This window comes from Bacillus sp. PAMC28571 (assembly GCF_014250435.1).
GTDB classification, from domain to species: domain Bacteria; phylum Bacillota; class Bacilli; order Bacillales; family Bacillaceae; genus Bacillus; species Bacillus safensis.
In genome coordinates this window covers 1,533,557-1,559,696 of the sequence record NZ_CP060191.1, presented here as the reverse complement: position 1 = coordinate 1,559,696, position 26,140 = coordinate 1,533,557, and the positions used below count along the sequence as shown (strand labels likewise).

The window sequence follows — 26,140 nt, the reverse complement described above, 5'->3', positions numbered from 1 at the left end:
CAAAATGTGTATTTCACATTCATTTTTTGATCATTACATTCTGCAAAAGCCTGTACATGTGGAAAGTCTGTCATACGATGGCGTGGAAAACGAGCAGAAAGTGATGACCTGATGGTCTCATGTCTATTGCATGGCTGACAGGTGCTATCATGGAGAAACTAAGAAGGATGATTTTTTATTTGTTTCTATTTCTGTTCCCCAGAATAGATATCCGCAACGATTTTTAAAAAAGCCTTCAAAGCACGTGTTTTATATCGATCTTTCTTCACGACAATGCCAATTTTCCAGGGAATATATTGACTGCTAATTGGTTTTACACAAATGTCCTCTCTGTACATATCCGTTAAAGGACTTGGAAGGATCGCCACTCCAAGTTCATCACGAACTAATGTCAAAAGCAAATCCCATTGTGTTGTGCTGTAAGCGATGTTGGGAACAAAATGTTCCTTACGGCAGCTTTCTAAAATCACTTGACTCAACGCAAATGAAGAATCAAACAATATCCAGTTATCCTCTTTAAGCTGTTCGAGTGAGAGCTGTTGTTCATCTTTTAAAGCGTGATTTTTTGGTACACAAGCTACAAATGGCGCTTCAAAAATGAGTTGTTCCTCTAATTCAAGACTTTGCGCAGGTATGACAACAAAGGCAACATCTACTTCGCCTTTCTCAACGAGTTTTTCTACATGCAAGCCGCCCTCTTCAATCATTTCGAGCGTCACATCTGGATGCTTTTTAGTAAAAGCCTTTGCCACTTTGGAAAAGAAAAAGGTACCAATTATTTGCGGTAGACCGATCTTTAAATGGCCGCGAATATGCGTGTCGGTATCACCCAGCTCCATTTGCAGCTCATTCATTTGCTGAAGCACCGCAATCGCTTTTTCATATACAAGCTGTCCTTCATCCGTTAACCTAAAAATTCGATTTGACCGATCGAAAAGAATGACACCCAGTTTTTTCTCTAATTTTTGAATGGTTTTAGAAAGGGAAGGCTGTGCGATAAAAAGCTTTTCACTTGCTCTTGAAAAACTTCCACAATCCGCAATCGTTTTAAATATTTCAAAGTCCCGTATGTTCATTTTATCCTCCCATTATTCCAATAAGGCATACTCATTATGATGATGATATATTGTACATGATAAACGTTTATTTTTACACTGAGAATAAGGAGGGGGTAAGATGTCAACATGTAGAGTTGCTGTTGTGCAAGCTGCTTCTGTCATTATGGATAGAGAAGCTTGTACTGAAAAAGCCATTTCGTTAACACTTGAGGCCGGAGAAAAAGGAGCCAATATTGTTGTATTCCCTGAAGCATTTATACCTGCTTATCCAAGAGGACTAGCATTTGGCGCCACTGTAGGAAGCCGTTCTCCAGAAGGAAGAAAGGACTGGCTTCGTTACTTAGAAAATTCAGTTCCAGTTCCAAGTCAAACAACAGACAGATTAGGAGAAGCAGCCCGCAAAGCTGGTGTCTACCTCGTCATCGGTGTCATTGAAAGAGATGATGAATCAAGCCGCGGGACTTTATATTGTTCCGTATTGTTTTTCGGACCAGATGGAACCTTACTTGGAAAGCACCGTAAACTAAAGCCGACAGGCTCTGAACGACTCATATGGGGAGAGGGGGATGGCAGCACACTACCGGTTTTCGATACACCGTATGGTAAAATAGGCGCTTTAATTTGCTGGGAAAACTATATGCCATTAGCTAGAGCAGCGATGTATGCAAAAGGCGTCCAAATCTATATAGCCCCTACAGCAGATTCCAGGGAGCTATGGCAATCAACGATTCGCCATATTGCCGCAGAAGGCCGCTGCTTCGTTCTATCTTGTAATCAATATGTGAATAAAGAGATGTATCCTAGAGATTTAGCCTGCTATGATGAATTAGCATCTTCTCCTGATGAAATGTGCCGAGGGGGAAGTGCAATCGTCGGTCCGTTAGGCGAATATATAAAAGAACCTGTCTATGGTCAAGAAGAGATACTGGTGGCAGATCTTGATTTGCGTGATATTTCTTCTAGTCAATTTGACTTCGATGTCGTAGGACATTATTCAAGACCTGATGTCTTCCAACTCGTCGTCAATGAAGAGAAAAAAGAAAATGTAAAGTGGATAAATCGATGAAATCACACGAAAAAAAGAGCAGCCATCAGCCGCTCTTTTTTCGTGTATCAACCTTGACGAGTTTTTAATGGACCTTTTGTGATATGAGTAAGATGAGCATTCATGTTAAAGATTTTAGCGTTGATGTCTGTTATTCCAAAGCTAGTGATTCTTTTAGAATGCATCTCAAGATAGTTTTCAGCTGCTTCTTTTGTTTCGAATAAGTAGATTCCGCCAGCCTCGTTCTTCTCGGGATTCTCCGTCCATATTTTCCATATGAATCCGTCTTCCTCATTTATACTTTTCGCTAAATCAGAAAACTCTTTTGCCATTTCATCACCGAAAGGGCCCTTCATCTTAAAATTCACCTGTAATAAATGTGCCATCGTCATTCTCCTTATGTCGAAGTTGTAAAATACAGTTCTCCCAGCACTTCTTTCCTTTGATACTGCTGCTGCGGAAGTTCTTTCTTCATAAAAGACCGTACATCTGATTGGTCAACATCGTACATTACTTCAATTTCTTTAGAAAATAGAAGTTTTTCTTTTTCGAGCAGGATAGAAACAGCTGGGCGCTTTTTCGGTTCAAGTTCTTCAGTGTTTAAAGCTTGCTTTAATCCTTCAACATAGACTTCAAATGAGCGGCCACCCGTGATTTTGACTCCTTTATTTTCTTCGTTGACGAAGATGATCGTTGGGAAACCTCTAGCACCAAGGTCTCGAACAAGCGTAAAATCTTGATTTAATAATTCCTGGCCGCTTGGCAGCTCCGCTTCATGGACAATCACATCTCCGTTAAGTCCAAGGTTGTTGATGATGTCAATCAACACCGCGATATCCGATATATTTTGATTGAAGGCAAATAGCGCTTCTCTTGCACGGCGTAAAAAAGTATAGGCTAGTGCATCATCATGATGTTTTTGAATTACTTTGAACACGCGAGAGGGCGGGTAGGAGGATTGAACAGGATTGTCAATCATTAAGGAACCATCAATTGGCATGCGGGAATGTTCTCCAACCTCTCTCCAGTGACCAGCAACATCAGCAGGCTTATAAATGCCATTTGCAGGATCAATTGGACCGTCATGCCATTTCTCTAACAGTCCACCCAACACAGTTTGGAAATGAAAATAATGTCCATATTGCTCTTTCAATCGACGCAGGACAGGTTCAATTGCCCAGCAATGCGAACAAATCGGATCTGTTACATAATAGAGCGTTATTGTTTTTTTAGGCTGTTGAAAATCAATGACCTGGATATCCTCATCTTCACCTACACCACATACACCTGTTTCTATATCACAAAACATCTCATTGTTTTTCAATTTCATTTACCTCCTCAAATTTTGCAGGAAACGCTATTCCCTATGTTTGTTTGAATCAATCATTTGCATTACAATTAGATCTTAAGACACAATGAGTAAGACCAACACCAATAATTTCTTCAATTTGTTGTTTATCCAACAGATTAATAGATGTGTTGAAAAAGGAGGAGGGATAAGATGACGCAGCCAAAGACAGACCCTCGGGTTCTGAGAACGCGTAAGTTAATCATGGAGTCTTTTATGAAACTTTCATCGAAAAAGGAATTTAAGGATATTACAATCAAAGATGTCACGGCAGAAGCCATGATCAACCGAGCTACGTTTTATTATCATTTTGAGGATAAGTACGATTTGCTGGATAAAACGCTGTCAGAAGTATTATCGATTAATTTAGAAAGTATTCATTTCAATCATCGTAAACTAGATGAAGATACGATCATCAATATTTTTAAAGCATTAACGAATTTTCAACAATCTCTGCATAACCGCTGCCAAGTAGAATATGAAACTGAACTTGCTCCTATTGTGAGAGAACAGCTTGAAATTATTTTTTATCAATTGTTAATCAATCAATATACAAATGTCGAAAAGCAAATTCTGAAGGTCACAGCTGTTTTTTTAAGCTGGGGAATTCACGGAGCTTCTGTTGAGTGGAGAAAAAATAGTTCGCACATATCATCAGAGGAGTTTATCAAATCAGCAGTTCCATATATTTTGTCAGGGATTGATTTTAAACAAGAAAGATAGTTGATTTGACAATTTTCAAAGGCTTCACTAATATAAGTGCTATAGCATATAAAATTTATAGAGGGTGTTTACATGGATTTACAAGATTTAATAGGTTATCTCGTTCATCGTACCGATCTCAAAATGACAAATTATTTTACAAACAGGTTAAAGCCTTACGGGGTCACTCCTGAACAATGGAGTATTATCAGTATTCTGAGCAGTGAAAAGGGGACTACTCAAAAAGAATTGGCAGAAGGAATTGATAAAAATCAAACGACTGTCGTCAGAATGATCCAGTCAATGGAACGAAAAGGGCTTGTCAAAAAAATCTATAACGAACAAGACCGGCGCTCACATCACCTGCTTTTAACAGAAAAAGGGCACGAGGTCAAAAAGGCCATTCTTCCTGTTGTCATGGATGCACATCAAACGGTAACAAAGCAATTAAGCGATGAAGAGATTCAACAATTAAAATTACTTTTGAACAAATTATTTCATTCACACTATGAATCTTGAAATGTCTAATCTGTAACAAACGATTTATATCTAATATATGCTATGACATATAATTTTCACCAGCTGAAAATTTGTCCATTTGGACTGAGTGTTTCAGTCAAATAACTTAGAAAGATGTGATCACGATTTTCATACTTATTCTGCAAATGATATTGGCCGCTTTCTTTTTTGTAACAGGATCGAAAATTATATCAGGGAAAATGGCAGAAGAGTTCAAACGATTTGGTTTACCTGCTTTTTTTAATGTTTTAACCGGAGCCTTTGAGCTCATAGGCGCAGCTGGAATGCTGATTGGCATATGGATGCCAACAATAGCAATATTATCAGGCTTACTGTTAGGAGGCACGATGCTTGCAGCTGCCTTTACTCTGATCGTATTAGCCAAAGATCCCTTTAAAAAAGCACTCCCTGCACTTGTGTTATTCGCTCTCAGTATCGGGGTCAGCTTGTACCACATTCTTTAAGTTGATATCAGAATAAAACACAAAACCTAAACAAATCTCCATTGTTCTAATGGCGGATTGTGTTTAGGTTTTTTAGCGATTGAATTGTTTTCGAAGAACTAGGCATGAGACAGCGAATACTGCGAAAGCGCCTGCTGATCCAGCAGCAAACACTAGCTCAAATTGTTCTGGTTTTGACTTGAATAACAAAGGGACAGAAAGAATGAGAGCCGCACCACTAAAGCTCAATCCTAATATCAACATTGCCAATAATTTATTCATAGAAACACCTCTTACACTCAGAATTAGAACAATCGAAACGACTGATTCAAGAATCATTGTGATGATTCGACATCCTTTCACATTCCTAGTTGGAGTGTATCATATGGTGGCGGGCGATTGTAAAATACACAATTGTGAAATAAACTTTTTAAACGAACACTGTTCTTTACGAACGGTGTTCGTTATAATATAAATGTGATGTGGCTTTAAACGATTTCCATAAAGAAGAGGAGATGCATACGATGACGGCATTATCTAAGAAACAAAAGCAGATCGCTATTATTGGAGGAGGACCTGGGGGGCTAACACTCGCCTTAATTCTGCAAAATTACGGTATACAAACTACTATCTATGAGCGAGAGATGCATGACAAGAGTCTTGAAAGAGGGGGATCACTGGATATTCATGAAGAAACAGGTCAAAAAGCTTTAAAAGAAGCAGGAGTTTATGAGGAATTTCAAAGGAACGCCCGCTATGAAGGAGAAGATTTCCGCTTACTTGATAAATCAGGAAGAATTTATTTAGATGAAGAAACGGAATCAGAGCAAAAAGGCACCCGCCCAGAAATTGATCGTGGTGTTTTGTGCGAACTGCTGTTAGATCAAATTGATGCTGAAAACATCAAATATGGATATAAACTAGAAAGTTGCATTTCACTAGAAAGTTGCATTTCACTAGAAAGCGGCATGACGGAGCTTCATTTTGAAAACGGAGTTGTTGAGACAGTTGAACTTGTAATCGGGGCAGATGGTGCTTTTTCTCGTGTGCGTCCTCTCTTAACAGATATTGATATTGAATACGCCGGACTCACGATGCTGGAACTGAATATCCTCAACGTAGAGATGAACCATCCTGATTTAGCTGCATTTAATAAACGTGGTAAGATGTTTGCTTTAGCTGACCACAAAGGACTGATTGGTCAGTTAAACGGAGATGGACGAATCAAAGTGTATGCAAGCCTTATGGTAGAGCGTAACTGGATTGAGACTTGTGGTATTCCGTTTCATCAAGCGAAAGAAGCAAAAGAACAATTATTAGAATTATTTAGTGATTGGGACGATCAGCTGAAAAATTATATTCGTTATGCAGAAGATGCCATCATTCCAAGACGGATTTATACGCTTCCTGTCGGTTTTAAATGGAACCGCCATAAAGGAGCAACGCTTATCGGTGATGCCGCTCATGTCATGTCGCCATTCGCAGGGGAGGGTGTAAACATGGCGATGTTTGATGCAATGGAGCTTGCACTTGCGATTGTTCGAAATCCTCATCATATTGAAAAGGCTATTGAAGAATACGAAGACAGGATGTACGAATATTCATCGGAGAAAGCTCATGAATCTGAAAAAAGTTTAAAGCTGTGTTTTTCAAAAGATGCTGCAGTCAAGCTTGCTGAAATGATGAATTCTTTTCAAGAAAACGGTGATTGATGCTCAATTTACTATTTGACTTTGACATGTTATAAAGAGATTATGAACAATTCAAATCGTCGTATTATAAGTCGTCGGTCTCGGCCGGCTAAAGAGCCCTTAAGTCGTGAACTCATTGTGAAAACTGCCTATGAGCTTCTAAAGGAGCAAGGGTTAGAGGGCATGAGTATGCGTAAGGTGGCTAAAGCACTCGATACGGGACCTGCATCTTTGTATGTCTACGTGAACAATTTTCAAGAACTAAGTGCTTACGTATTGGATTATGGTCTCGGCCAAATGGTTTACCCAAATTCAGTGAATGGCACATGGAAAGAACAGTTATTTGACATATTGCATACTTATTTCCTACTGTTATTCGAAAAACCTGGTCTTGCTGAAATTTCTCTTTCCACCATCCCGCAAGGAACGAACTTTTTACAGTTGACCGAACATATTCTCGCTGCATTGCATGAAGGCGGGGTCAAATCTACATCTGCTGCATGGGGAGTAGACCTGTTACTGTTATACGTATCTTCCGTAGCATACGAAAAGGTCTCTTGGAAGAAACATGGCTCTTCGCAGATTTCAGATACAAAAAAAGCATTTCATGATGCAGACAAAACGCGGTTTCCTTTCATCCATAGCCTAAAAGAAGAAATGTTTGCAGGTGATACCGTATCAATGGAACGGTTCAGGTGGGGAATTGAAGTCATTTTGTATGGAATCCAGCAAGAAATCAATTAGAAAGGAGCACAAGCAAAAAGCAGTCAATGGCTGCTTTTTTTATATTTTCTTAACTTTTTCAACATATATAAAAAAATCTATATATTGTTTTTGTATATAAAAAATTATATAATCTAGTGGAATAAACAAATGAGGTGCTTAGGCATGGAAAATATAAAGAATTTATTAGAGAGCTATATTCCTTTAGCAAAATCTACGGCAAAAATGTTTGGACCAAATTGTGAAGTCGTTATTCATGATTTAACGAACCCACAAGCATCTGTCATGTTTACAGTCAATCATCATGTGACGGGAAGAAAAATCGGTCAATCATTTGATCATTTGGTAAAGACTGTTTTACAATCAGAAGATTTTAAAGAAGATTATCTTGCTGGGTATACATTTAAAACAGAAGACAACCGTACCATTCGTTCTTCGACTTCATTAATTCGTGATTCGAAGAAAAAGGTGATCGGGGCATTCTGTATCAATTTTGATGTTGAAGCATTGAATCAAATGCAGCAATTTATGGATACTTTTCTTTCTACAAAAGTTGAAGTTCAAGAGAATGAAACAACATCAAATGATGATCTTGAAAATGTGGAAGGAATCGTAGATCAATTGATTCAACAGATCATTCAAAACAGTGTCCACCCAGTTATGAAACGCCATGAAAAAATTGAATTAATAAGGTTCATGGATGAAAAGGGAATCTTTTTAATGAAAGGTTCGGTTGAGAAGGTCGCATCTATGTTAGGTATTTCTAAAGTCACCGTCTATAGCTATTTGGATGAAATCAAACATAAATCGAATGAAGGGGAAACGAAATGAAAAGCATCCTTGAGGTAGGAAATCTAAAATCCAACGGACATTATGCATTCGCAACCATTCATCAAAACACGGTCTATGTTTCAGGACAATTTGCCATCAATCCTGAAACGAGAGAAAAGGAATTCGGCACCATCGAAGAAGAGACATTACAAGCGCTTAAGAATGTGGAGATGATTGTAGAAGCAGCCGGAAGTAAAAAAGAAAAGATTTTGCGTATGACATTATACATTTCGGATATTCATTTATGGGACAAAGTAGATGCGGTTTATACTCAATTTTTTGGTGAACATCAACCAGCACGTACTGTTGTCCCAACGAATGAATTACATTTTGGTTTCAAGATTGAAATTGATGCTATTTCTTATATTTAGAATATTTTTTTGCCTATGATATATAAAAAAGTATATTTTGTATAAAAAATTATTCGAAGGGGCTGATGATTGATGAATCAATTGATTTGTAACGATTGTGGGAAAAAGTATGAGATGACACCAACTCTATGGAAATGTGATTGTAACGGCGTATTAAACCTGGTGAAAGATACCCCTAAAATAGATATGGAGGCTTGGAATCACTACCCAAACTCATTATGGCGTTATGTTGAAACCATGCCATTTTCAAAAGGTTCTAAGACTTGGGAATCTGTGACAATGGGTGAAGGTCAAACTCCGTTAATCGTTTTAGATCCTCATGAGCCAAACACTTATGTAAAAGTTGATTATATGATGCCTACGCTATCCTTTAAAGATCGAGGAGCTGCTGTTTTAATGACAAAGGCAAAGGAATTAGGGGTATCAAAAGTCATTGCGGATAGCAGCGGGAATGCAGGAACGGCGATTGCCGCTTATGCAGCTCGTTGCGAGATTGCATGTGACATCTATCTAAGCGATGAAACTTCACCTAAAAAGATCGCTCAAATAAAAGCCCATGGAGCAACGATTAAAGAAATTCGCGGTACACGAGAGGATATTGCAGCCGCGGCGCAAAAAGCAGTAGACGCCGAAAACGTTTTTTATGCAAGCCATGTGTATAATCCTTATTTTTTTGAAGGAACAAAAACATACGCCTATGAAATTTATGAACAAATAAAAGGAGCACCTGATGCATTAATCATTCCGGTTGGAAATGGTACTCTCCTCCTAGGTGCATATTACGGTTTTAAAGAGTTATTTGAAAATGGTTTGATTCATAAAATACCGAAAATCATTGCCATACAAGCGAAAAACTGTGCTCCTCTCGTGAAAGCTTATCAAAACGCGGAGGAATCAGCATCGCCTGTTACGAATACAGGAACTTTGGCAGAAGGTATAGCCATTGCTGCCCCGGCGCGCTCCAAACAAATTCTAGAAGCTGTCCAAGATACCAATGGTACATTTATAGATATTGAAGAGGATGAGATATTGAATGCACGCTCTAAACTAAGTGAGAAAGGATTTTATGTGGAAGTGACATCTGCCGTCAATTTTGCTGGCTACATGAAATATAAAAAGGAAGCAAAAGAAACAATCGTCATACCTCTTTGTGGTGCAGGAATTAAATCAAAATAACCAGATATGACTAATACAACTGATCCGGAATTGGCCAGATGATGATATAGATAAAATGAACGCTCTCTATCAATAGAAGGGTATCTCAAAAGAGATGCTCTTTTTCATGCCTAAATGTACAATCCCTTTTGCCCAAAAGTACAATTTCAATCAACTATTTCATTACGTAGAATAAAGAGGTGAATATCATGAATTCGATGAAAAAGGAGTAAGTGAATGGCTAAATTTTTATATAACTTAGGAAACTTTGCTTTTACTAAGCCTAAACGAATGTTAATCGGTTGGTTACTTATTTTAGTAGCTGTAGTTGCAGCAACAATAGGGACAGGCGTTTCATTTAATGGAGATATGTCGATTCCAGGAACAAAATCTGAAAAAGCGATGGATCTCTTGGAAAAGAAGTTCCCAGCAGGTGATGATGAGGGAACAATTCGTCTAATATTTAAAGCACCTAAAGATGAAACTTTAGAAGCAAAGAAAGTGAAACATAAAATTAATGAGACGATAAAAGAAATTAAAAAGGATAAAGCAGTTAAGCAGGTGACCGATTTATATGAGACCTTTACGATAAGTAAAGATAAGAAAATAGGATATGCGGATATTACGTATCGAGTGAAAGCGGACAAGGTAAAGGAATCCTCAAAAGAGAAAGTATTAAATAGCATAAAGATTTCAAAAGATGCGGGCATCCAAACGGAATTAGGCGGCTCCGTGACATTCTCTGAAATTGAAGTAGGTGGCATTTCTGAAATCATAGGGATTATCTTCGCCTTCTTGATTTTAGCCTTTACATTTGCTTCACTTTTGGTCGCAGGATTACCAATATTGACGGCTGTAATTGGGTTAGTAATAGGTGTGATGGTCATTTTAATCACCTCAAACTTTGTAGAAATGTCTGCATTTAGTCTCACATTAGCGGTGATGATTGGTCTTGCAGTAGGAATTGATTATGCACTGTTTATCATTTCAAGATATCGACAGCTGTTAGCAGAAGGCTACAATTTGAATGAGGCTGCTGCTAGAGCTGTGGGTACCGCAGGAAGTGCTGTATTATTTGCGGGCGTCACTGTCATTGTTGCATTATGTGGACTTGTATTAGTTGACATACCGTTTCTAGGTATCATGGGCCTTGTGGGAGCCTTTATGGTACTATCTGTTATGCTTGTTTCCCTCACGATTGTTCCAGCTATACTAGGGCTTCTTGGAGATAAGGTGAGTCCTTCTAGGAAAAATAAGTTATTTTCTAAATTACAGCCAAAAAAAGAGAAAAAAACAATGGGCTGGGGAAGATTTATTCAAAAGCATCCGGGTAAAATAATGCTAGGTGTCATTTTATTGACAGGATTGATAAGCTGGCCAGCACTTCATATGGAGCTTGGTCTTCCGGATAACGGTATGAAAGGCAAAGAAACAACTGAACGTAAAGGATACGATCTTTTAGCAGAAGGATTTGGCAAGGGGTTTAATGGACCACTTGCCATCATCATAGATGCCTCTCAAGCAGATAAAACGATGAAGTCCAAGTCCATCGAGGAATCATCAAAATTGTTAGAAAAAATGGATGGTATCACACAAATCACGCCGGCGATTCCTGATCCATCGGGTGAGTACGCAATGTTAACAATTTTACCTAGAAGTGGTCCGGAGGATAAAGAAACGAAGCAATTAGTGAAAGACATTCGAAATGTATCGAGTGTGACTGACACAAAGTTTCTTGTGACTGGTTCTACTGCCGTGAATATAGATATTTCAGATAGACTCAGTGAAGCATTGCCAAAATTTGCAGGAGTCATTATTGGATTTGCTTTTGTGTTAATGATTCTTGTATTTAGATCATTCCTTGTTCCATTAAAGGCTGTACTAGGGTTTTTAATGACATTAACTGCTACATTAGGTTTTGCTGTCTTTGTTTTACAGGATGGACACCTTGCCCCATTGTTTGGAATACCTGCAGCAGGACCGTTGTTAAACTTTATGCCTGTACTAGTGACAGGAATATTATTTGGTCTTGCAATGGATTATGAAGTATTTTTAGTAAGTAGAATGAGGGAAGAATTCCTTCTATCTCATGATGCAAAGAAATCTGTTATTTCTGGATTACAGCATAGTGGCAGGGTTGTAACTGCAGCAGGCTTAATTATGATTTTCGTTTTCGCAAGCTTTATTTTTGCTCAAGACTTGATTATTAAAACAATGGGATTAACATTGGCATTTGGGGTTTTATTCGATGCATTTGTCATTAGAATGACCTTTATCCCTGCTTGTATGATGCTATTAGGGCGGGCAAATTGGTACTTACCAAAATGGCTGGCACGATTGCTTCCGCATATTGATATTGAAGGAGAGTCAATTGCCCAAAAAGAAAAGAAGATTATATAATGTATTCTTTTTAAAATGTTAAAATCCTAATACCGCCATTGCCTCTTTAAAAGGCGGGCGGTATTTTTCGTGTTATGATGGGGTTTGGAAGGTGAGAGTTTATGGTTAAGAAACGGATAGACCCATTTAATGAAATGATCTATTCCCGAATTCCCACGTTATTATGGGGCGTTCTTGTGTATGTTGCAGCGATGATTTTTCAGTTTTTAACAGCATCTTTATCGCTTTCAAGTTTGTTTTTTTCTGGCCTTATCGCGATCCATCTCATTTTGCACTGGTGGTCATTTTATTGGTTCAAGAAGAAGCCTTGGATTTATTTCTTCATACAAGGAATCGTTATTCTACTTTGTGTTTTAGCTATGCAAGCTGCCTCTCCTGTTATTTTAATTGGTCTTTTACCGGTATTAATTGCTCAAAGCATCGGTGTATACTATCATACATTAAAGATTATTTTGACAGGACTTTGTTTTTATGTACTTTTTTTTCTAGCTCTTATTTTGGTTAATGATACAGATGATCTGACTGTCTACATTCCGATTTTATTTCTTATCCTTATTGTGGTCGTTGCATACTCTATCTTATTTTTTAGACAAGTAAAGGCTAGAATACGAACTCAAACGTTTCTAAAGGAACTCGAACTCGCACATCAGCAGGTGGAAGAGTTAACCCTTGCTAATGAACGTCAAAGAATGGCGAGAGATTTACATGATACCCTTGCACAAGGGCTTGCAGGCATTATTATGCAATTGGAAGCTGTTCAAGCACATTTAGAGAATCAAAATACCCAGCGTGCTCAAAGCATTATCAAGGGCTCAATGAGCCAAGCTCGAAAAACATTAGGTGAGGCACGAATGGTGATTGATGATCTTCGGAAGGATCGTCATGATCAATACGATTTAACTGAAACAGTGAAAAATGAAGTAAATCGATTTACGACAGCAACGAATATCCCAATTCGTACAAAGATATCTGTACCTCAGAATATGTCACCTTTTTTTATTGAACATACTGTTTACATGATAAAAGAATGCTTAACGAATGTTTCAAAACATGCCAAAGCAAGCCATGTCGAGTTAGTGATGGTACAACAAGGTGATCACATCCATTTGGAAATAGCAGACAATGGAGTGGGATTTGATGAGAAAAAACGAGAATCCACTTTTGGACATTACGGCATCATTGGTATGTCAGAACGTGTTCGGCTGCTTGGTGGAGAGATCCATTTGAAAAGTAAAAAAAATGAAGGTACACAAGTAATAGTGAACATACCTTTGAAAAAGGAGTAAATACAGTGTCTTATCGAATTGTGATTGTTGATGATCATTATGTTGTGAGAGAAGGATTAAAATTAATTCTTGAAACAGACGAAAGATTTGAAGTAGTTGGAGAAGCAGAAGATGGAGGAAAGGGGATAGATGTCATAAAAGAAAAATCCCCAGACCTTGTATTACTTGACCTCAACATGCCTATGATGAGCGGGCTTGATATGCTTAGAGAAATGCAGACTCTTCAAATAAAAGTTCCCGTACTCATCTTGACTACTTATAATGAAGAGAACTTAATGATTCAAGGGTTACAGCTTGGTGCAAAAGGCTACCTCTTAAAGGATGCCAGCAGAGAAAACTTATTTAATACAATTGAAGCGGCCATCAGAGGAGACATTTTACTTCAATCAAATGTGGCCTCAAAGGTATTTGAATCAACCGTACACAAAGAACCTCAAGAAAAATTGAAAACAGACAACCACTTGCTTACCGAAAAAGAAATGCTCGTTTTGCAAGCAGTAGCTAGAGGGTTTCGGAGTAAGGAAATTGCATTTGATATGGGAATTTCCGAGAGAACTGTAAAAGCACATTTAACAAACATTTATCAAAAACTAAATGTGACATCAAGAGCTGAAGCAATTAAAACATCAATAGAATTAGGGATCATTCATTTTTAGATAATTGAACAAACAGGAGTGAAAGCCATTCTTGCAGAAAGCACTTTTGTACAAACCTATGAGCTTGGGAAATAATAAAGAGACTACTTTAGGTAGTCTTTTTTTAAAAAGCATGGAGTTAGACTCTATAAAAGAAAAAAGGTATGTGGGCTTTGGTTGAAGAAGTCTAATAAACAATAAAGTAAGATTATAAACAAAGGAGATACCTATGCAACATGATCTTCTCAATCAATTATTAAAGATAACAGATGAAGAGGAACTGATTCTACAAAACAGAAGAGAGATAAATAAAGACATTTATACCAATCAGTCTAATTTTATTATAGAAAGTCAAAAATTTCTCAATCAAGAGAGTATGATTACGGTTCGAAAACATACACGCTTTGTGGATTTTCCTAAACATAAACACGAATACATTGAGATTAATTATGTTTACAATGGAGAGTATAACCAAAAAGTAGGGAATCAAAGAATAAAATTGCAACAAGGGGAGCTGTTATTTTTAAACCAGCATATTGAGCATGAAACTCAAGCTTGTGCAGAAGAAGACATTATTATTAATTTTATCATTTTACCTCATTTTTTTGATTTTATCTTTTCGTTTTTAACGACTGAAAACAGAATTAGTAATTTCTTAATTAACAGTTTATATAACAGTACTCAAAATGGACAATTCCTTTACTTTAAAGTTTCAGAAGTAGAAAGCATTCAAGAATTGATAAAAAAAATTATTATTGAAATTATGTCTCCTGCTTTTATGTCTGAATCCACCATTAAATTGTATATGGGTCTTTTAATGGTGGAGTTAATTAAACACGCTGATAAGGCCGAACATACAGAAGACAATCCTGTACAACATTATTTAATTGTTGAATCATTAAAGTATATTGATGAACATTTCCAGAGTGCATCACTGAATGAATTAGCCACAAAATTAAGCCAGCCCGCTTATGCTTTAAGTAAAGAGATTAAAAAAGCTACCAGCTTTACATTTAAAGAATTACTTCAAGAAAAACGTTTAAATAAAGCGAAAGAGTTACTGGAAAGTACAGATATGCCAATTGCCTCTGTTATAGATCAAGTTGGATATGATAATGTAAGTTATTTCTATCGGATTTTTAAAAACAAATATCATCAGACACCAAAGCAATTCAGAGAACACTTAGCAAAAAAATAAGATGCTGCTAAATGTTCTTTTTTATTTTAAACAATTGCAAATAAGGACAATAAATAAATCATTTTAGACATTATTTTCTCCTTTTAGCTGGATTAATATAAAGACATAAGCAAACGCTTTCATGCAAAGGGTGATTAAAATGAAGAAATGTTGTTTAGCAGTTGATATTGGTGCTTCTAGTGGAAGATTAATAGCGGGTCATCTTGAAGATGGACTTTTAAATCTAAAAGAAATCCACCGTTTCGAGAATAAAATGGTCCAAAAAAATGGCCAGTTTTGCTGGGAGCTTGATCGATTATTTGAAGAAATAAAAAAGGGAATTCATCAATGTAGTGAAATGGGATTATCTCCAGAAAGTATCGGTATTGATACATGGGCAGTAGACTTTGTTTTACTAGATAAATGGAACAAACCTTTAACAGATTTTGTTGCCTATCGCGATTCGAGAACAGACGGGATGATGGATGAGGTTTTTAAAACATTCATGAAGGAACGTCTGTATCTAGAGACAGGAATTCAATTTCAAAAATTTAATACGATTTATCAACTTTATTCAATTAAACAAAATCATCCGGAGATTTTAGAAAATGCAAAATCTTTTCTAATGGTTCCTGACTATTTTCATTATTTAATAAAATGTTAGTACCAAATGAACATTTAAAAGAGTTACAGGAAGATGGAAACTTTACAGAAAGATTAGCATTAATAGAGGAATTCAAAACGTATCCTTTCGGTGCAATCTGGGATTACTATTGTGAAAAAATGGGCGTGCCTTTAAAAGAAACATGGCTGGAAGAAGTGAAACAATATGAGCAAGATGTATTAACAAAAAGAAACCCTGTTTTAGCCTAAAAAATCATGAAAGGCTAACTAGTAAATTTACAAAGAGATACAGTCAGGGGAAGGGTCTAATAGATCAATTCCCCTGTTTATATTACAAGGATTCCTTTTTAGATGAATAGGTTACAACTCAATGTTTTTTCCACTCTACGCGTGCTAATTGAAGGGAATCATATTCATCTCACATGGAGAATACACAATAAAATACTTATGAAAGAAGGGGCCTGCTTTTACTTTTCAGTCATCAGCCGACCAGGTAAATCTAAATATTCGTTAAGAGGAGGTTTTAAAATTGAAAGTGAGCTTATTTATTACATGTTTAATTGATACTTTCCAGCCGAATGTCGGTAAGGCAACAGTTGAGATACTTGAACACCTTGGTTGTGAAGTATCCTTTCCTACATCACAAGTATGTTGTGGCCAGCCCGCCTATAATAGTGGCTATGTTGCCGAAGCCAAGCAAGCAGCGAAAAATATGATTCAAACCTTTGCAGATGCAGAGTATATAGTAACTCCCTCTGGTTCTTGTGCAGCGATGTTCCACGAATATCCACATATATTCAAAGGAGATTTTCAATGGGAGGAGCGAGCAAGGCGTCTTGCTGAGAAAACGTATGAACTAACTCAATTTATCGTAGAGGTGTTAAAGGTTACAGATGTAGGGGCACGTTTAAAAGGGAAAGCGACCTATCATACATCTTGTCATATGACACGTTTGCTAGGTGTGAAGGAAGCACCTTTTACGCTGCTTTCTAATGTAAAAGAATTAGAGGTTGAGCACCTTCCCAACGCCCAAAATTGCTGTGGATTTGGTGGAACTTTTTCTGTGAAAATGATGCCAATATCTGAACAAATGGTAGACGAAAAAGTGGAAAGTGTTGAACAGACCGGTGCGGACTATTTAATTAGTGCAGATTGTGGATGTTTAATGAATATTGGAGGACGAATAGAACGTTTAGGAAAATCAGCGCAGGTACTGCATATTGCAGAGGTATTAAATAGCCGTTAATTCAAGGGGGGGAACACGACATGAGCATGAAAATTAGTGATAAAAAATTTAATGAACGTATTGATAAAGGAATCCAAGATTCTACGATGCGTGAAGCTGTGTCTACAGCTCAAGAACGCCTGTATACACGTCGTTTGACAGCTAGTGAAGAGCTTGGGAACTGGGAAGAATGGCGCGATTTAGGGGAGCAAATCCGTCAACACACGCTGGAGAATTTAGATTATTACTTAATGCAATTAAGTGAAAATGTTACAAAACGCGGGGGACATGTCTTTTTTGCGAAAACAAAAGAAGACGCCGCTCAATACATGAAGGAAGTTGCAGAAAAAAAACAAGCCAAGAAAGTCGTGAAATCCAAATCAATGGTAACCGAAGAAATCGAAATGAATAAAACTTTAGAAGACATAGGTTGTGAAGTGGTAGAAAGTGACCTTGGCGAATACATTTTGCAAGTTGATGATCATGAACCACCTTCCCACATCGTAGCGCCGGCTCTTCATATGAAAAAAGAACAAATTCGTGATGTATTTCAAGAAAAACTAGGTTATGGAAAGTCGGAAGATCCTTACGAGATGACAAAATTTGTTCGTAAAATCCTGCGCGAAAAATTTCTTGAAGCAGAAATCGGTGTCACCGGTTGCAACTTTGCCGTTGCAAATACAGGATCAATTTGTTTAGTGACCAATGAAGGAAATGCAGATCTTGTAACTGCTATTCCAAAAACGCAAATCGCTGTAATGGGAATGGAACGTCTTGTACCAACAATGGAGGAGCTGGATGTACTCGTTGGATTGCTTTGCAGAAGTGCAGTAGGGCAAAAGCTAACAAGTTACATTACAACAGTAGGGCCTAAATATGAAGAAGAGGCAGATGGTCCAGAAGAATTTCACCTTGTTGTCGTTGATAACGGCCGTTCTGAAATCTTAGGGTCTGAGTTCCAACAAGTATTACAATGCATCCGTTGTGCGGCATGTATTAATGTATGTCCAGTATATCGTCATGTCGGAGGACATTCTTATGGCTCTATCTATCCGGGGCCAATTGGTGCAGTATTAAGTCCACTATTAGGTGGATATGACGATTATAAAGAACTGCCATATGCATCAACTCTTTGTGCAGCATGTACTGATGCTTGTCCAGTTAAAATTCCGCTACACGAACTACTTTTAAAACATCGTCAAGTAATTGTTGAAAAAGAAGGACGTGCTCCTCTCGGTGAGAAACTAGCGATGAAAATGTTTGGAATGGGAGCATCATCTGCTGCTCTATACAAACTAGGTACAAAAATGGCACCTGCAGCTATGAAGCCCATTGTATCAGGAGATCGAGTCTCCAAAGGAATTGGCCCATTAAAAAATTGGACTGAAATTCGAGAATTCCCAGCTCCAAGTAAAGAACGTTTTCGAGACTGGTTTGACAATCATAAAAAAGGTGGTGAAAAGTAATGAGAGGAACAGCTCAAAATCAGGAAGTTTTTTTAAATCATGTGGCTAAACAACTGGGACGGGAAAGACGAATAAGTGGTGTTGTCCGACCAGAGTGGAAGAATAACGTAAATTGGAATGTAATGAAAGGTTATACAGAAAAGGAGTTAATCGCTACGTTCACAGAGCACTGCAGCAAAATTCATACCACTGTTTTTGAAACAACAAAAGATCACTTAGCTGAAGCTTTAAAGAAAATTGTTGCTGAACATGGCGGGGGGCCTGTAATGACAGCCCAAGATTCACGTTTCAAAGAATATGGCTTAACAGATTTACTTGAAAAAGAATGGCCGGAAGAAAATATAGAGGTACATGTATGGGATTCAAAAAGAGGACGTGAAGCGAATCATTCACTCGCCGAAAAAGCCAATATTGGTATTACATTCAGTGACTATGCACTTGCCGAGTCAGGAACAATTGTTGTAAAAACTCATGAGGGACAAGGGCGGGCACTTCACTTTTTGCCGACTGTCTATGTCACGATTATCCCGCGTGAAACGATTGTGGCACGTATTACACAGGCTGTTTCTGACCTAAACCAACGTGTGGAAAAGGGAGAAGCTGTTGCTTCTTGTATTCACTTTATTTCTGGACCAAGTAATTCTGCAGATATCGAAATGAATTTGGTCGTAGGTGTGCATGGACCTTTAAAAGCTTTTTATTTCATTGTGTAAGGTTGGTTGATATAAAAAATAGAGTTTCCATTTGGAATCTCTATTTTTTTCAAGGATTCCACGCAGGTCGTAAGAAATCTGGAATTGGCGGAGCAGATGGTAAACATGGGTTAGAAGAATTTTTACAAACTCATGTTGTTTATTTGCAGCATAACTCAAACAAAAAATAAGAGAAAGACAACTTAATATTCCATGAGATTTATCAATGTTCTTAGAGTATCTCAAGAGAGATGCTCTTTTTTTGACTGAATGTACACCCTTTTGCCTAAAAGTACAATTTCACTCAACGTCTAACTATTTTTTCATTTGTTCTTCACCCCAATAGCAAATCGCATCTAATACAGGGATCAATGATAATCCCTTTTCCGATAAACTATATTCTACTTTTGGAGGCACTTGAGGATATTCTTTACGATTAATTAACTGATCTGCTTCAAGCTCTTTTAGTGTATTGGTTAATGTTTTAAAAGAGATTGCCCCAAGCATTCGTTTCAACTGATTATAGCGAATAGGCGCATTGTTTGCATATAAAGCATACAGTACCGTCATCTTATATTTCCCACCAATTAATGATAAAGTGTACCCAAATCCAGTTTCTTTTAGATCAACATGAGCTGTAAAGGATTCTTTGGTCATTTCACACTCTCCTTTAGGTTAGTATCGCACTTTAATTACCGTACTTGTAGTACGTTATAGCATACAATAAAATGAATGTACATCAAAATATGATGAAAATAACAAAAAAGGGTGAATGAATCATGAAAACAATTGTCTATGCACATCCTTGGGATGGAAGCTATAATCATGCCATTTTGACTTCCATTACAGAAAATCTAGAAACAAAGAGAGAACCATTTCAAGTGATCGATTTATATAAAGATGGGTTTAATCCCGTTTTTTCAGCTGAGGAATTGAAGTATTTTCATAAAGGAGAAACGCCTGATCAATTAGTTAAGGATTATCAAAAGAAATTAAGTCAGTCAACTGAATTAATATTTATATTTCCTGTCTGGTGGTGGGATTTACCTGCAATTTTAAAAGGATTTATTGATAAAGTCATGTTAAGAGGTTTCGCATTCTTGGAAGATAAAAACACTGGGGCTTTAAAAGGTTTATTGACAAATATTAAAAAAACAACCGTGATCTCAACATCTACAACAGATAAGGATTATATAGAATCTGAAGGTGGGAATGCGATTCAAAGCGTTTTTATTAACAGAACTCTTGCTGACTTGGGAATTAAAAACGAAGACACCAAATGGATTCATTTTTCGAGAGTTAACTTAACAACAGATGAAAAGAGGAAAGTATTTTTAAACGAAATATCCCAAAGTATTTAATTTACTGTAGCAGCCAATAAGGAAAGGCACAACCTTTACGACTGATTTAATTTATTGAGAAAGTGGTAGAGGTTGTGAAATTAAATATCGACACTCAAATATGTATTCTCATTTCCTAGTTTACATAATATATATTCTAGGAAGTTAAACAAACAATGAATTTCCCTCGTCTCAAAATTAAGTATACTTATCTTATTGAGACAAAATAGAAAAAATCAAAATCCAACGTTATTCGCCAGATTTTGATTCATCAAGATATTTAATGATTTTCGCAGGATTTCCGCCAACCACCACATTTGCTGGAACATTTTTTGTCACAACGGCACCAGATGCAATGACAGCATTGTCGCCAATTGTGACACCTAGATTAATAATAGCACCGCCGCCAATCCATACATGGTTTCCAATGGTGACTGGTTTGCCGAATTCAATGCCTTTTGCACGTTCTATCGGGTCAAGCGGGTGTCCAGCCGTATAAATATGTACATTCGGACCTAATAAACAATGATGTCCAATGGTAATTTTACAAACGTCTAATAACACTGCATCAAAATTCGCAAAAAAATGCTCACCAATCTCGATATTGTATCCGTAATCGCACTGCAGTCTTCCTTCAAAAACGACATCATTTCCGCAAGCGCCTAATAATTCCTTTAAAATGGATGTTCTTTTTTCTTGCTGATTGGTTTGCTGATATGCGTATGTCAATTGTCTCGCTCTTTCACGATCTGCGATCAGTGTTTGGTCACTAGATACATAATGTTCTCCTTGAATCATTTTTTCCTTTTCACTTTTCATGTTGGTCTCCTCCTCCCTTCTATTTATACCGATGCGATATGATTACATCCTACCGCCCCCTTTATGTTTATTTTACCTTCTCATCATAAGAATTGGGAAGGAATGATTTCTTTTGACTAGAATTGACCTTGTTCCTCCAGCAAGTTATTTACGAATCAGCAAGTCTCATTTATAATCGAGTAGATTTGTTCAATAACATATATATCTTTAAATGTGAGGGATTAGATGGAATTAAAGTGGTATAAAGCAATTATTGTGATCTTTACGATGTCTGGTATCTCCATTTCTACATGGTTTTCACGGACACCGGAAGTGAGAGATTTATTACAAGCAAACACAGGAACAATGGGACTTATTTTACTCGGTTTATCCGTTGGTTCAATTGTTGGGCTTGTTCTTTCAAATGTATTCGTCCGCAAAAAAGGCGGCCGAGTGGCGATTGTGATCAGTGCTTTTTTGATGTTCCTTGGATTTACTACTCTTGCCATTGGTTCAACACTCTCTTCTATCTTTGTCGTCACTTCTGGTCTTTTTCTTTTTGGCGCAGGCTCTGGCATGTGCAATGTAGCGATGAACTTAGAAGGAACAGAGATTGAGTACAGCATCAAGAAAACCATTCTGCCTATATTGCACGCTTCCTTTAGCATTGGGACTTTTATTGGAGCAGGTGCTGGTATTCTTTTTATCCATTTAGGGGTTTCTGTATTGATACACCTTCTCGCTATTGCCCTTCTGCTTTTCCTCAGCATATTGATTTGTACACGGTTTATTCCGCACGGGACAGGAAAGGATCAGCATGAGAAACAGTCCGATACAGTTGAGCCTACTCAAACGGCATGGCTGAACAAACGAACGATATCTCTTGCGATGATCGCCTTATGTCTTGCGTTTGTCGAAGGCTCCGCCAATGATTGGATTCCACTTGCAATGGTGGATGGCTACCAAGTTTCACATTCCATGAGTACGGTCATCTATGCTTTGTTTTTGTGCGGCATGATTAGCGGCAGACTGATCAGCGGACGTTTGATCGATCGCTTTGGCAGAGTACTGTTACTAAGAGTTGCGATTTTATCAGCAGCTGCCGGCCTATTCTTAGTCATTTTGAAGATTTCACTTGTTGTATGTATGATATCAATCTTTTTATGGGGACTTGGCGCATCTTTAGGCTTTCCGCTAACTATTTCTGCTGCTGGCGATGATAGCCGGTACGCGGTCAAACGCGTTAGTATTGTGACCTTATCTGGTTACACCGCCTCCCTTTCCGGTCCTCCTATTTTAGGGCTGCTTGCCAATCAGGTTGGACTCCTTCATGCCTTTATCTTTGTTCTATTTGCCATATGTATTGCAGGAATCTTTACTAAAGCTGTAGCAAAACCACATTCATTACAAGCGACTAAAAGTGTCTGATCCTTGATCATGGCACTTTTTTTAAATTTAAAAAATAAAATTGAAACCTTTCATGAAGTGAAACAGTCCTATAGATGTCGTGATGTTTATCGCTTTTTTAAAGAGGGAAAGTAAAAAAATAAGACTTTTCAAATAACTGAAAACGTGGTAAGATCATGAAAATAACCAGGAAGGGGTGAGAAAAATGAAAAAAAATATGCTATTAAAATTAGGTGTTTTATGCATAGCACTTGCAAGTTTTCATTTGTTCTCAATGCCTCATTCCGTTCAGGTATACCATCATGCTAAGGTGGTTGCCGATCAAGAATCACATGAAATGAAAATCGTCCAGACAATGGGCGATGAAAAGAAACAAAAACATGTGAACGCAGTATTTGCCGCATTTACAGCACTGCTGATTATTGGCAGTATGACAGCTGGATTTGCACGCATCACTCATACTGATCGATTTGACCGGAAAAAGAAGCATTTACTTGCAGTGTTCTATCAATCTTCTTATTTCCGACAAGCTCGTGTTTAACCCAACCATCTAAATCAAAACAAAAATTGGGAGGTTTTACACGATGTTATTTTTCTTAAGAATTTTCATTCTAGGTCTTTTCTCTGTCACTTCACTTTCTCTTTTCGTTTACCAAGGAATTGAAGTAGTGCACGCCATTACAAGCATGTTTGGCAACCACGAGAGCTAAATGACCCGTATATAAAAGAAACCCCCTGCCAGTCGCAGGGGGTTTTCGTTTGCTTATTTATTGTCATCTGGTGCAGGTTCAGGTGTCAGAAGGACATGAGTCACTTCTCCCTGCTCTTCCTCATCTACAATAAATGATCCATTGCTATAGCGGTCATTTGCTCTTAAAGTAGAAATATCAAGTGGAATCGTTGTACCTTTTTCGGTATCTATCTCAAGTGTATCGTGCAGCGCTGCAGCGATCACAGCCACAATACGGTGCGGGTTTTTCTTTAATTCTCTCAGCATAAGAACTCCGCGTTTCGCTCTTGATGTTTTATCAAATTCAGAGAGGTTCATTCGCTTTACAGCCCCTCTTTGTGTCGTGAGCACAAGGACATCGTTTTTCGGATCAATGATCTGGCCAGAGACTACCTCGTCCCCTTCCTTCAAGTTGATTCCTTTGACGCCGGCCGCTCTCGGTCCAACAACACTTACTTCTTCTTCATCAAACCACAAACCGTAACCATTTTTCGTTGCAATAAACAATTCCTGCTGTCCTGTTGTGACATGAACATCGACGAGTTCATCGTCACCTTTTAGGTTCAAGGCAACAAGCGGTTTCGAATAACGCTGCGCCTTATATTGAAGAAGCTCTGTTTTCTTCACCATTCCGCCTTTCGTAAAGAATAAAAGATATGACGTTTCATCAAATTCTTTTATTGGAATGGCTTTTTGGATTGATTCCTCGCGATCAATCGAAATGATATTCGTAATATGCTGCCCCATGTCTTTCCAGCGTATATCTGGCAGCTGGTGAACAGGACAATAAATGTAGCTTCCTTTATTCGTAAACAGCAGAAGAACATCCGTTGTATTCATTTCAAACTGATGAATCAAACGGTCAGTATCCTTCATGCCAAAGTCCTTACCGTTAGAGGCAGCATAGGAGCGCTGGCTTGTCCGTTTGATGTAACCATCCTTTGTGACTGTGACGTATACATCCTCTGATGCGATCATCACTTCAAGGTTAATCTTAATTTCTTCGATTTTTTCCTCAATAACGGATCTTCTCTCATCAGCATATGTCTTTTTGAGCTTTTTCAGGCTGTTTGTAATGACCTTCAGCAGCTTTTTCTCGTTCGCTAAAATGTCTTCAAGCTCTGCTATGCGCACATCTAGCTCTCTTGCTTCGTCTCTTAATTGCGTAATATCTGTATTCGTTAAACGATATAACTGGAGTGAAACAATCGCTTCTGATTGTGCTTCTGTAAAGTCATATTTGGCCATCAAGTTGTTCTTTGCATCACGCTTATCATTAGAGGAGCGAATTGTGGCAATAACTTCATCTAAGATGGAAAGTGCCTTAATTAATCCGTCTACAATATGGTGGCGTTCCTTCGCTTTTCGAAGCTCGTACGCTGAGCGGTTCGTCACCACTTCTTTTTGATGGGCAATATATGCATCTAGTACAGTGGTGAGCGTCATTAAGGTCGGTCTTCGATTATGTATCGCTACCATATTAAAGTTATATGGGATTTGCAGATCTGAGTTTTTATATAAGAAATTCAGCACACCATTTGCATCTGCTTCTTTTTTCAGCTCTACTACGATTCGAAGCCCAGTACGGTCTGTCTCATCTCGGACCTCTGAAATGCCTTCTACTTTTCTTTCAATTCGGAACTCGTCCATCTTTTTGACAAGATTGGCTTTATTCACTTCATAAGGAATTTCTGTGATCACGATTTGCTGGCGTCCGCCGCGGATGGTTTCAATCTCCGCTTTGCCTCGAATCATAATCTTTCCTTTTCCTGTTTCATACGCCTTCTTAATACCGTCTACACCTTGAATGATACCGCCTGTTGGGAAATCTGGCCCTTTGATGACCGTCATTAAATCCTCAACCGTACAATGCGGCTGTTCGATTCGTTTAATAACGCCATCAATGACTTCTCCCAAGTGATGCGGCGGGATATCAGTGGCATACCCGGCTGAAATCCCTGTTGATCCGTTCACAAGAAGGTTTGGGAACATCGCTGGTAATACAACGGGCTCTTTGCTTGTATCATCAAAGTTTGCGACAAATTCGACCGTTTCCTTGTCTAAGTCCTTTAAAAGCTCTGAAGCAATAGCAGACAGCCTTGCTTCCGTATAACGCATGGCAGCAGGCGGATCACCATCGATACTCCCGTTATTCCCATGCATCTCAATCAGTACATTTCGTACTTTCCACTCCTGACTCATTCTTACCATCGCTTCATAAACAGATGAGTCTCCGTGCGGGTGATAGTTACCAATCACGTTACCGACTGTTTTAGCGGCTTTACGGAAGTTTTTATCCTGCGTATTTCCTTCTGCATACATCGCATATAAAATTCTTCGTTGTACAGGTTTTAGTCCATCACGTGCATCTGGAAGCGCACGGTCTTGGATAATATATTTACTATAGCGGCCAAAGCGGTCCCCGATTACTTCTTCTAATGGTAAATCATGAAATCGTTCTTGTTGTGCCATGT

The 26,140-nt window shown here is 38.0% G+C and carries 28 protein-coding genes and 1 pseudogene; 22 read left to right on the top strand and 7 right to left on the bottom strand.

Translation table 11 applies throughout. The annotated features are described in order from the left end of the window. Window positions 1-185: 185 nt before the first annotated feature. Window positions 186-1,076, bottom strand: a complete 891-nt coding sequence (locus tag H7F25_RS07720; RefSeq protein WP_073205789.1) for a LysR family transcriptional regulator — start codon at window positions 1,074-1,076, stop codon at window positions 186-188. A 100-nt stretch (window positions 1,077-1,176) separates the two neighbouring features. Between H7F25_RS07720 and H7F25_RS07715 the strand changes: the two genes are divergently transcribed. After that, window positions 1,177-2,124: a carbon-nitrogen hydrolase family protein gene (locus tag H7F25_RS07715; RefSeq protein ID WP_073205787.1), complete on the top strand. Its 948-nt coding sequence runs from the start codon at window positions 1,177-1,179 to the stop codon at window positions 2,122-2,124. A 47-nt stretch (window positions 2,125-2,171) separates the two neighbouring features. Here H7F25_RS07715 and H7F25_RS07710 read toward each other — a convergent pair whose 3' ends face one another. Both H7F25_RS07710 and H7F25_RS07705 read right to left on the bottom strand, forming a co-directional pair. Then, window positions 2,172-2,489 (bottom strand): monooxygenase, encoded by a 318-nt coding sequence (locus H7F25_RS07710; RefSeq protein ID WP_073205785.1) that lies wholly within the window; start codon window positions 2,487-2,489, stop codon window positions 2,172-2,174. 11 nt (window positions 2,490-2,500) lie between these two features. Beyond that, window positions 2,501-3,427 carry a DsbA family protein gene (locus tag H7F25_RS07705; RefSeq protein ID WP_073205782.1) on the bottom strand — a complete coding sequence of 309 codons (927 nt, stop codon included), beginning with the start codon at window positions 3,425-3,427 and terminating at the stop codon, window positions 2,501-2,503. A gap of 177 nt (window positions 3,428-3,604) precedes the next feature. Here H7F25_RS07705 and H7F25_RS07700 point away from each other — a divergent pair, with 177 nt between their 5' ends. The 3 genes from H7F25_RS07700 to H7F25_RS07690 all read left to right on the top strand — a co-directional run bounded on the left by H7F25_RS07700 (window position 3,605) and on the right by H7F25_RS07690 (window position 5,136). Then, a complete protein-coding gene (locus H7F25_RS07700) occupies window positions 3,605-4,174 on the top strand; it encodes a TetR/AcrR family transcriptional regulator (RefSeq protein ID WP_073205781.1) in 570 nt (189 codons plus the stop codon). 72 nt (window positions 4,175-4,246) lie between these two features. Next, window positions 4,247-4,672, top strand: a complete 426-nt coding sequence (locus tag H7F25_RS07695; protein WP_024425168.1) for a MarR family winged helix-turn-helix transcriptional regulator — start codon at window positions 4,247-4,249, stop codon at window positions 4,670-4,672. A 146-nt stretch (window positions 4,673-4,818) separates the two neighbouring features. After that, complete coding sequence (locus H7F25_RS07690) at window positions 4,819-5,136, top strand: DoxX family protein (RefSeq protein ID WP_029706817.1); 318 nt, start codon at window positions 4,819-4,821, stop codon at window positions 5,134-5,136. Between the two features lie 72 nt (window positions 5,137-5,208). Here the strand turns inward: H7F25_RS07690 and H7F25_RS07685 are convergent, their stop codons facing one another. After that, window positions 5,209-5,397: a hypothetical protein gene (locus tag H7F25_RS07685; protein ID WP_024425166.1), complete on the bottom strand. Its 189-nt coding sequence runs from the start codon at window positions 5,395-5,397 to the stop codon at window positions 5,209-5,211. A gap of 242 nt (window positions 5,398-5,639) precedes the next feature. Here H7F25_RS07685 and H7F25_RS07680 point away from each other — a divergent pair, with 242 nt between their 5' ends. The 14 genes and pseudogenes from H7F25_RS07680 to H7F25_RS07615 all read left to right on the top strand — a co-directional run bounded on the left by H7F25_RS07680 (window position 5,640) and on the right by H7F25_RS07615 (window position 19,412). Next, window positions 5,640-6,827, top strand: coding sequence for an FAD-dependent oxidoreductase (locus H7F25_RS07680; protein WP_185854443.1), 1,188 nt, complete (start codon window positions 5,640-5,642; stop codon window positions 6,825-6,827). 42 nt (window positions 6,828-6,869) lie between these two features. Continuing rightward, window positions 6,870-7,550: a TetR/AcrR family transcriptional regulator gene (locus tag H7F25_RS07675; protein WP_185854442.1), complete on the top strand. Its 681-nt coding sequence runs from the start codon at window positions 6,870-6,872 to the stop codon at window positions 7,548-7,550. A gap of 144 nt (window positions 7,551-7,694) precedes the next feature. After that, the gene (locus tag H7F25_RS07670; protein WP_024425163.1) at window positions 7,695-8,360 is read left to right on the top strand and encodes a helix-turn-helix transcriptional regulator; all 666 of its coding nucleotides are present in this window, start codon (window positions 7,695-7,697) and stop codon (window positions 8,358-8,360) included. After that, on the top strand, window positions 8,357-8,731 hold the full coding sequence (locus H7F25_RS07665) for a RidA family protein (RefSeq protein WP_044334500.1): 375 nt from the start codon (window positions 8,357-8,359) through the stop codon (window positions 8,729-8,731). Before H7F25_RS07670 ends, H7F25_RS07665 begins: the two co-directional genes overlap by 4 nt. Window positions 8,732-8,803: 72 nt before the next feature. Beyond that, entirely contained in the window at window positions 8,804-9,907 is a 1,104-nt protein-coding gene (locus tag H7F25_RS07660; RefSeq protein ID WP_044334498.1) for a threonine synthase, read from the top strand. 216 nt (window positions 9,908-10,123) lie between these two features. Next, a complete protein-coding gene (locus H7F25_RS07655) occupies window positions 10,124-12,286 on the top strand; it encodes an MMPL family transporter (protein ID WP_044334496.1) in 2,163 nt (720 codons plus the stop codon). 101 nt (window positions 12,287-12,387) lie between these two features. Next, window positions 12,388-13,572, top strand: coding sequence for a sensor histidine kinase (locus H7F25_RS07650; protein WP_044334494.1), 1,185 nt, complete (start codon window positions 12,388-12,390; stop codon window positions 13,570-13,572). Window positions 13,573-13,577: 5 nt separating this feature from the next. Next, entirely contained in the window at window positions 13,578-14,228 is a 651-nt protein-coding gene (locus tag H7F25_RS07645) for a response regulator transcription factor (RefSeq protein ID WP_103132486.1), read from the top strand. 208 nt (window positions 14,229-14,436) lie between these two features. Then, window positions 14,437-15,405 (top strand): AraC family transcriptional regulator, encoded by a 969-nt coding sequence (locus H7F25_RS07640; RefSeq protein ID WP_185854441.1) that lies wholly within the window; start codon window positions 14,437-14,439, stop codon window positions 15,403-15,405. A 121-nt stretch (window positions 15,406-15,526) separates the two neighbouring features. Continuing rightward, window positions 15,527-16,048: an FGGY family carbohydrate kinase gene (locus H7F25_RS07635; protein ID WP_313770565.1), complete on the top strand. Its 522-nt coding sequence runs from the start codon at window positions 15,527-15,529 to the stop codon at window positions 16,046-16,048. Next, a pseudogene (locus H7F25_RS07630) lies at window positions 16,027-16,257 on the top strand (L-rhamnose isomerase); the annotation flags it as partial. The gene H7F25_RS07635 and the pseudogene H7F25_RS07630, both read left to right, overlap by 22 nt. A gap of 280 nt (window positions 16,258-16,537) precedes the next feature. Further along, entirely contained in the window at window positions 16,538-17,254 is a 717-nt protein-coding gene (locus H7F25_RS07625) for a (Fe-S)-binding protein (RefSeq protein ID WP_185854440.1), read from the top strand. 20 nt (window positions 17,255-17,274) lie between these two features. Next, the gene (locus H7F25_RS07620) at window positions 17,275-18,699 is read left to right on the top strand and encodes a LutB/LldF family L-lactate oxidation iron-sulfur protein (RefSeq protein WP_185854439.1); all 1,425 of its coding nucleotides are present in this window, start codon (window positions 17,275-17,277) and stop codon (window positions 18,697-18,699) included. Beyond that, window positions 18,699-19,412, top strand: a complete 714-nt coding sequence (locus H7F25_RS07615) for a LutC/YkgG family protein (protein WP_073205744.1) — start codon at window positions 18,699-18,701, stop codon at window positions 19,410-19,412. Before H7F25_RS07620 ends, H7F25_RS07615 begins: the two co-directional genes overlap by 1 nt. Window positions 19,413-19,706: 294 nt before the next feature. On the opposite strand, the gene H7F25_RS07610 is transcribed toward H7F25_RS07615, so the two are convergent. Beyond that, window positions 19,707-20,048, bottom strand: coding sequence for a winged helix-turn-helix transcriptional regulator (locus H7F25_RS07610; protein WP_056766608.1), 342 nt, complete (start codon window positions 20,046-20,048; stop codon window positions 19,707-19,709). Window positions 20,049-20,170: 122 nt separating this feature from the next. Between H7F25_RS07610 and H7F25_RS07605 the strand changes: the two genes are divergently transcribed. Further along, the gene (locus H7F25_RS07605; protein WP_073205741.1) at window positions 20,171-20,752 is read left to right on the top strand and encodes an NAD(P)H-dependent oxidoreductase; all 582 of its coding nucleotides are present in this window, start codon (window positions 20,171-20,173) and stop codon (window positions 20,750-20,752) included. Window positions 20,753-20,980: 228 nt separating this feature from the next. Here the strand turns inward: H7F25_RS07605 and H7F25_RS07600 are convergent, their stop codons facing one another. Beyond that, the gene (locus H7F25_RS07600) at window positions 20,981-21,550 is read right to left on the bottom strand and encodes a sugar O-acetyltransferase (protein ID WP_185854438.1); all 570 of its coding nucleotides are present in this window, start codon (window positions 21,548-21,550) and stop codon (window positions 20,981-20,983) included. A gap of 225 nt (window positions 21,551-21,775) precedes the next feature. Here H7F25_RS07600 and H7F25_RS07595 point away from each other — a divergent pair, with 225 nt between their 5' ends. The 3 genes from H7F25_RS07595 (at window position 21,776) to H7F25_RS19310 (ending at window position 23,646) form a co-directional block, all read left to right on the top strand. After that, complete coding sequence (locus tag H7F25_RS07595) at window positions 21,776-22,957, top strand: MFS transporter (protein ID WP_185854437.1); 1,182 nt, start codon at window positions 21,776-21,778, stop codon at window positions 22,955-22,957. A gap of 184 nt (window positions 22,958-23,141) precedes the next feature. Next, window positions 23,142-23,477, top strand: a complete 336-nt coding sequence (locus tag H7F25_RS07590) for a hypothetical protein (RefSeq protein ID WP_024425150.1) — start codon at window positions 23,142-23,144, stop codon at window positions 23,475-23,477. A 43-nt stretch (window positions 23,478-23,520) separates the two neighbouring features. Continuing rightward, the gene (locus H7F25_RS19310; RefSeq protein WP_254966705.1) at window positions 23,521-23,646 is read left to right on the top strand and encodes a hypothetical protein; all 126 of its coding nucleotides are present in this window, start codon (window positions 23,521-23,523) and stop codon (window positions 23,644-23,646) included. Between the two features lie 53 nt (window positions 23,647-23,699). Here H7F25_RS19310 and parC read toward each other — a convergent pair whose 3' ends face one another. After that, window positions 23,700-26,138: a DNA topoisomerase IV subunit A gene (gene parC / locus H7F25_RS07585; RefSeq protein ID WP_024427093.1), complete on the bottom strand. Its 2,439-nt coding sequence runs from the start codon at window positions 26,136-26,138 to the stop codon at window positions 23,700-23,702. Window positions 26,139-26,140: the final 2 nt, after the last annotated feature.

What these genes read in the sequence shown, in the direction of transcription:
- H7F25_RS07720 (WP_073205789.1), bottom strand. Translation starts at nt 1,076, where the DNA reads ATGAACATACGGGACTTTGAAATATTTAAAACGATTGCGGATTGTGGA.
- H7F25_RS07715 (WP_073205787.1), top strand. Translation starts at nt 1,177, where the DNA reads ATGTCAACATGTAGAGTTGCTGTTGTGCAAGCTGCTTCTGTCATTATG.
- H7F25_RS07710 (WP_073205785.1), bottom strand. Translation starts at nt 2,489, where the DNA reads ATGGCACATTTATTACAGGTGAATTTTAAGATGAAGGGCCCTTTCGGT.
- H7F25_RS07700 (WP_073205781.1), top strand. Translation starts at nt 3,605, where the DNA reads ATGACGCAGCCAAAGACAGACCCTCGGGTTCTGAGAACGCGTAAGTTA.
- H7F25_RS07695 (WP_024425168.1), top strand. Translation starts at nt 4,247, where the DNA reads ATGGATTTACAAGATTTAATAGGTTATCTCGTTCATCGTACCGATCTC.
- H7F25_RS07690 (WP_029706817.1), top strand. Translation starts at nt 4,819, where the DNA reads ATGATATTGGCCGCTTTCTTTTTTGTAACAGGATCGAAAATTATATCA.
- H7F25_RS07685 (WP_024425166.1), bottom strand. Translation starts at nt 5,397, where the DNA reads ATGAATAAATTATTGGCAATGTTGATATTAGGATTGAGCTTTAGTGGT.
- H7F25_RS07680 (WP_185854443.1), top strand. Translation starts at nt 5,640, where the DNA reads ATGACGGCATTATCTAAGAAACAAAAGCAGATCGCTATTATTGGAGGA.
- H7F25_RS07675 (WP_185854442.1), top strand. Translation starts at nt 6,870, where the DNA reads ATGAACAATTCAAATCGTCGTATTATAAGTCGTCGGTCTCGGCCGGCT.
- H7F25_RS07670 (WP_024425163.1), top strand. Translation starts at nt 7,695, where the DNA reads ATGGAAAATATAAAGAATTTATTAGAGAGCTATATTCCTTTAGCAAAA.
- H7F25_RS07665 (WP_044334500.1), top strand. Translation starts at nt 8,357, where the DNA reads ATGAAAAGCATCCTTGAGGTAGGAAATCTAAAATCCAACGGACATTAT.
- H7F25_RS07660 (WP_044334498.1), top strand. Translation starts at nt 8,804, where the DNA reads ATGAATCAATTGATTTGTAACGATTGTGGGAAAAAGTATGAGATGACA.
- H7F25_RS07655 (WP_044334496.1), top strand. Translation starts at nt 10,124, where the DNA reads ATGGCTAAATTTTTATATAACTTAGGAAACTTTGCTTTTACTAAGCCT.
- H7F25_RS07650 (WP_044334494.1), top strand. Translation starts at nt 12,388, where the DNA reads ATGGTTAAGAAACGGATAGACCCATTTAATGAAATGATCTATTCCCGA.
- H7F25_RS07640 (WP_185854441.1), top strand. Translation starts at nt 14,437, where the DNA reads ATGCAACATGATCTTCTCAATCAATTATTAAAGATAACAGATGAAGAG.
- H7F25_RS07635 (WP_313770565.1), top strand. Translation starts at nt 15,527, where the DNA reads ATGCAAAGGGTGATTAAAATGAAGAAATGTTGTTTAGCAGTTGATATT.
- H7F25_RS07620 (WP_185854439.1), top strand. Translation starts at nt 17,275, where the DNA reads ATGAGCATGAAAATTAGTGATAAAAAATTTAATGAACGTATTGATAAA.
- H7F25_RS07615 (WP_073205744.1), top strand. Translation starts at nt 18,699, where the DNA reads ATGAGAGGAACAGCTCAAAATCAGGAAGTTTTTTTAAATCATGTGGCT.
- H7F25_RS07610 (WP_056766608.1), bottom strand. Translation starts at nt 20,048, where the DNA reads ATGACCAAAGAATCCTTTACAGCTCATGTTGATCTAAAAGAAACTGGA.
- H7F25_RS07605 (WP_073205741.1), top strand. Translation starts at nt 20,171, where the DNA reads ATGAAAACAATTGTCTATGCACATCCTTGGGATGGAAGCTATAATCAT.
- H7F25_RS07600 (WP_185854438.1), bottom strand. Translation starts at nt 21,550, where the DNA reads ATGAAAAGTGAAAAGGAAAAAATGATTCAAGGAGAACATTATGTATCT.
- H7F25_RS07595 (WP_185854437.1), top strand. Translation starts at nt 21,776, where the DNA reads ATGGAATTAAAGTGGTATAAAGCAATTATTGTGATCTTTACGATGTCT.
- H7F25_RS07590 (WP_024425150.1), top strand. Translation starts at nt 23,142, where the DNA reads ATGAAAAAAAATATGCTATTAAAATTAGGTGTTTTATGCATAGCACTT.
- H7F25_RS19310 (WP_254966705.1), top strand. Translation starts at nt 23,521, where the DNA reads ATGTTATTTTTCTTAAGAATTTTCATTCTAGGTCTTTTCTCTGTCACT.
- parC (WP_024427093.1), bottom strand. Translation starts at nt 26,138, where the DNA reads ATGGCACAACAAGAACGATTTCATGATTTACCATTAGAAGAAGTAATC.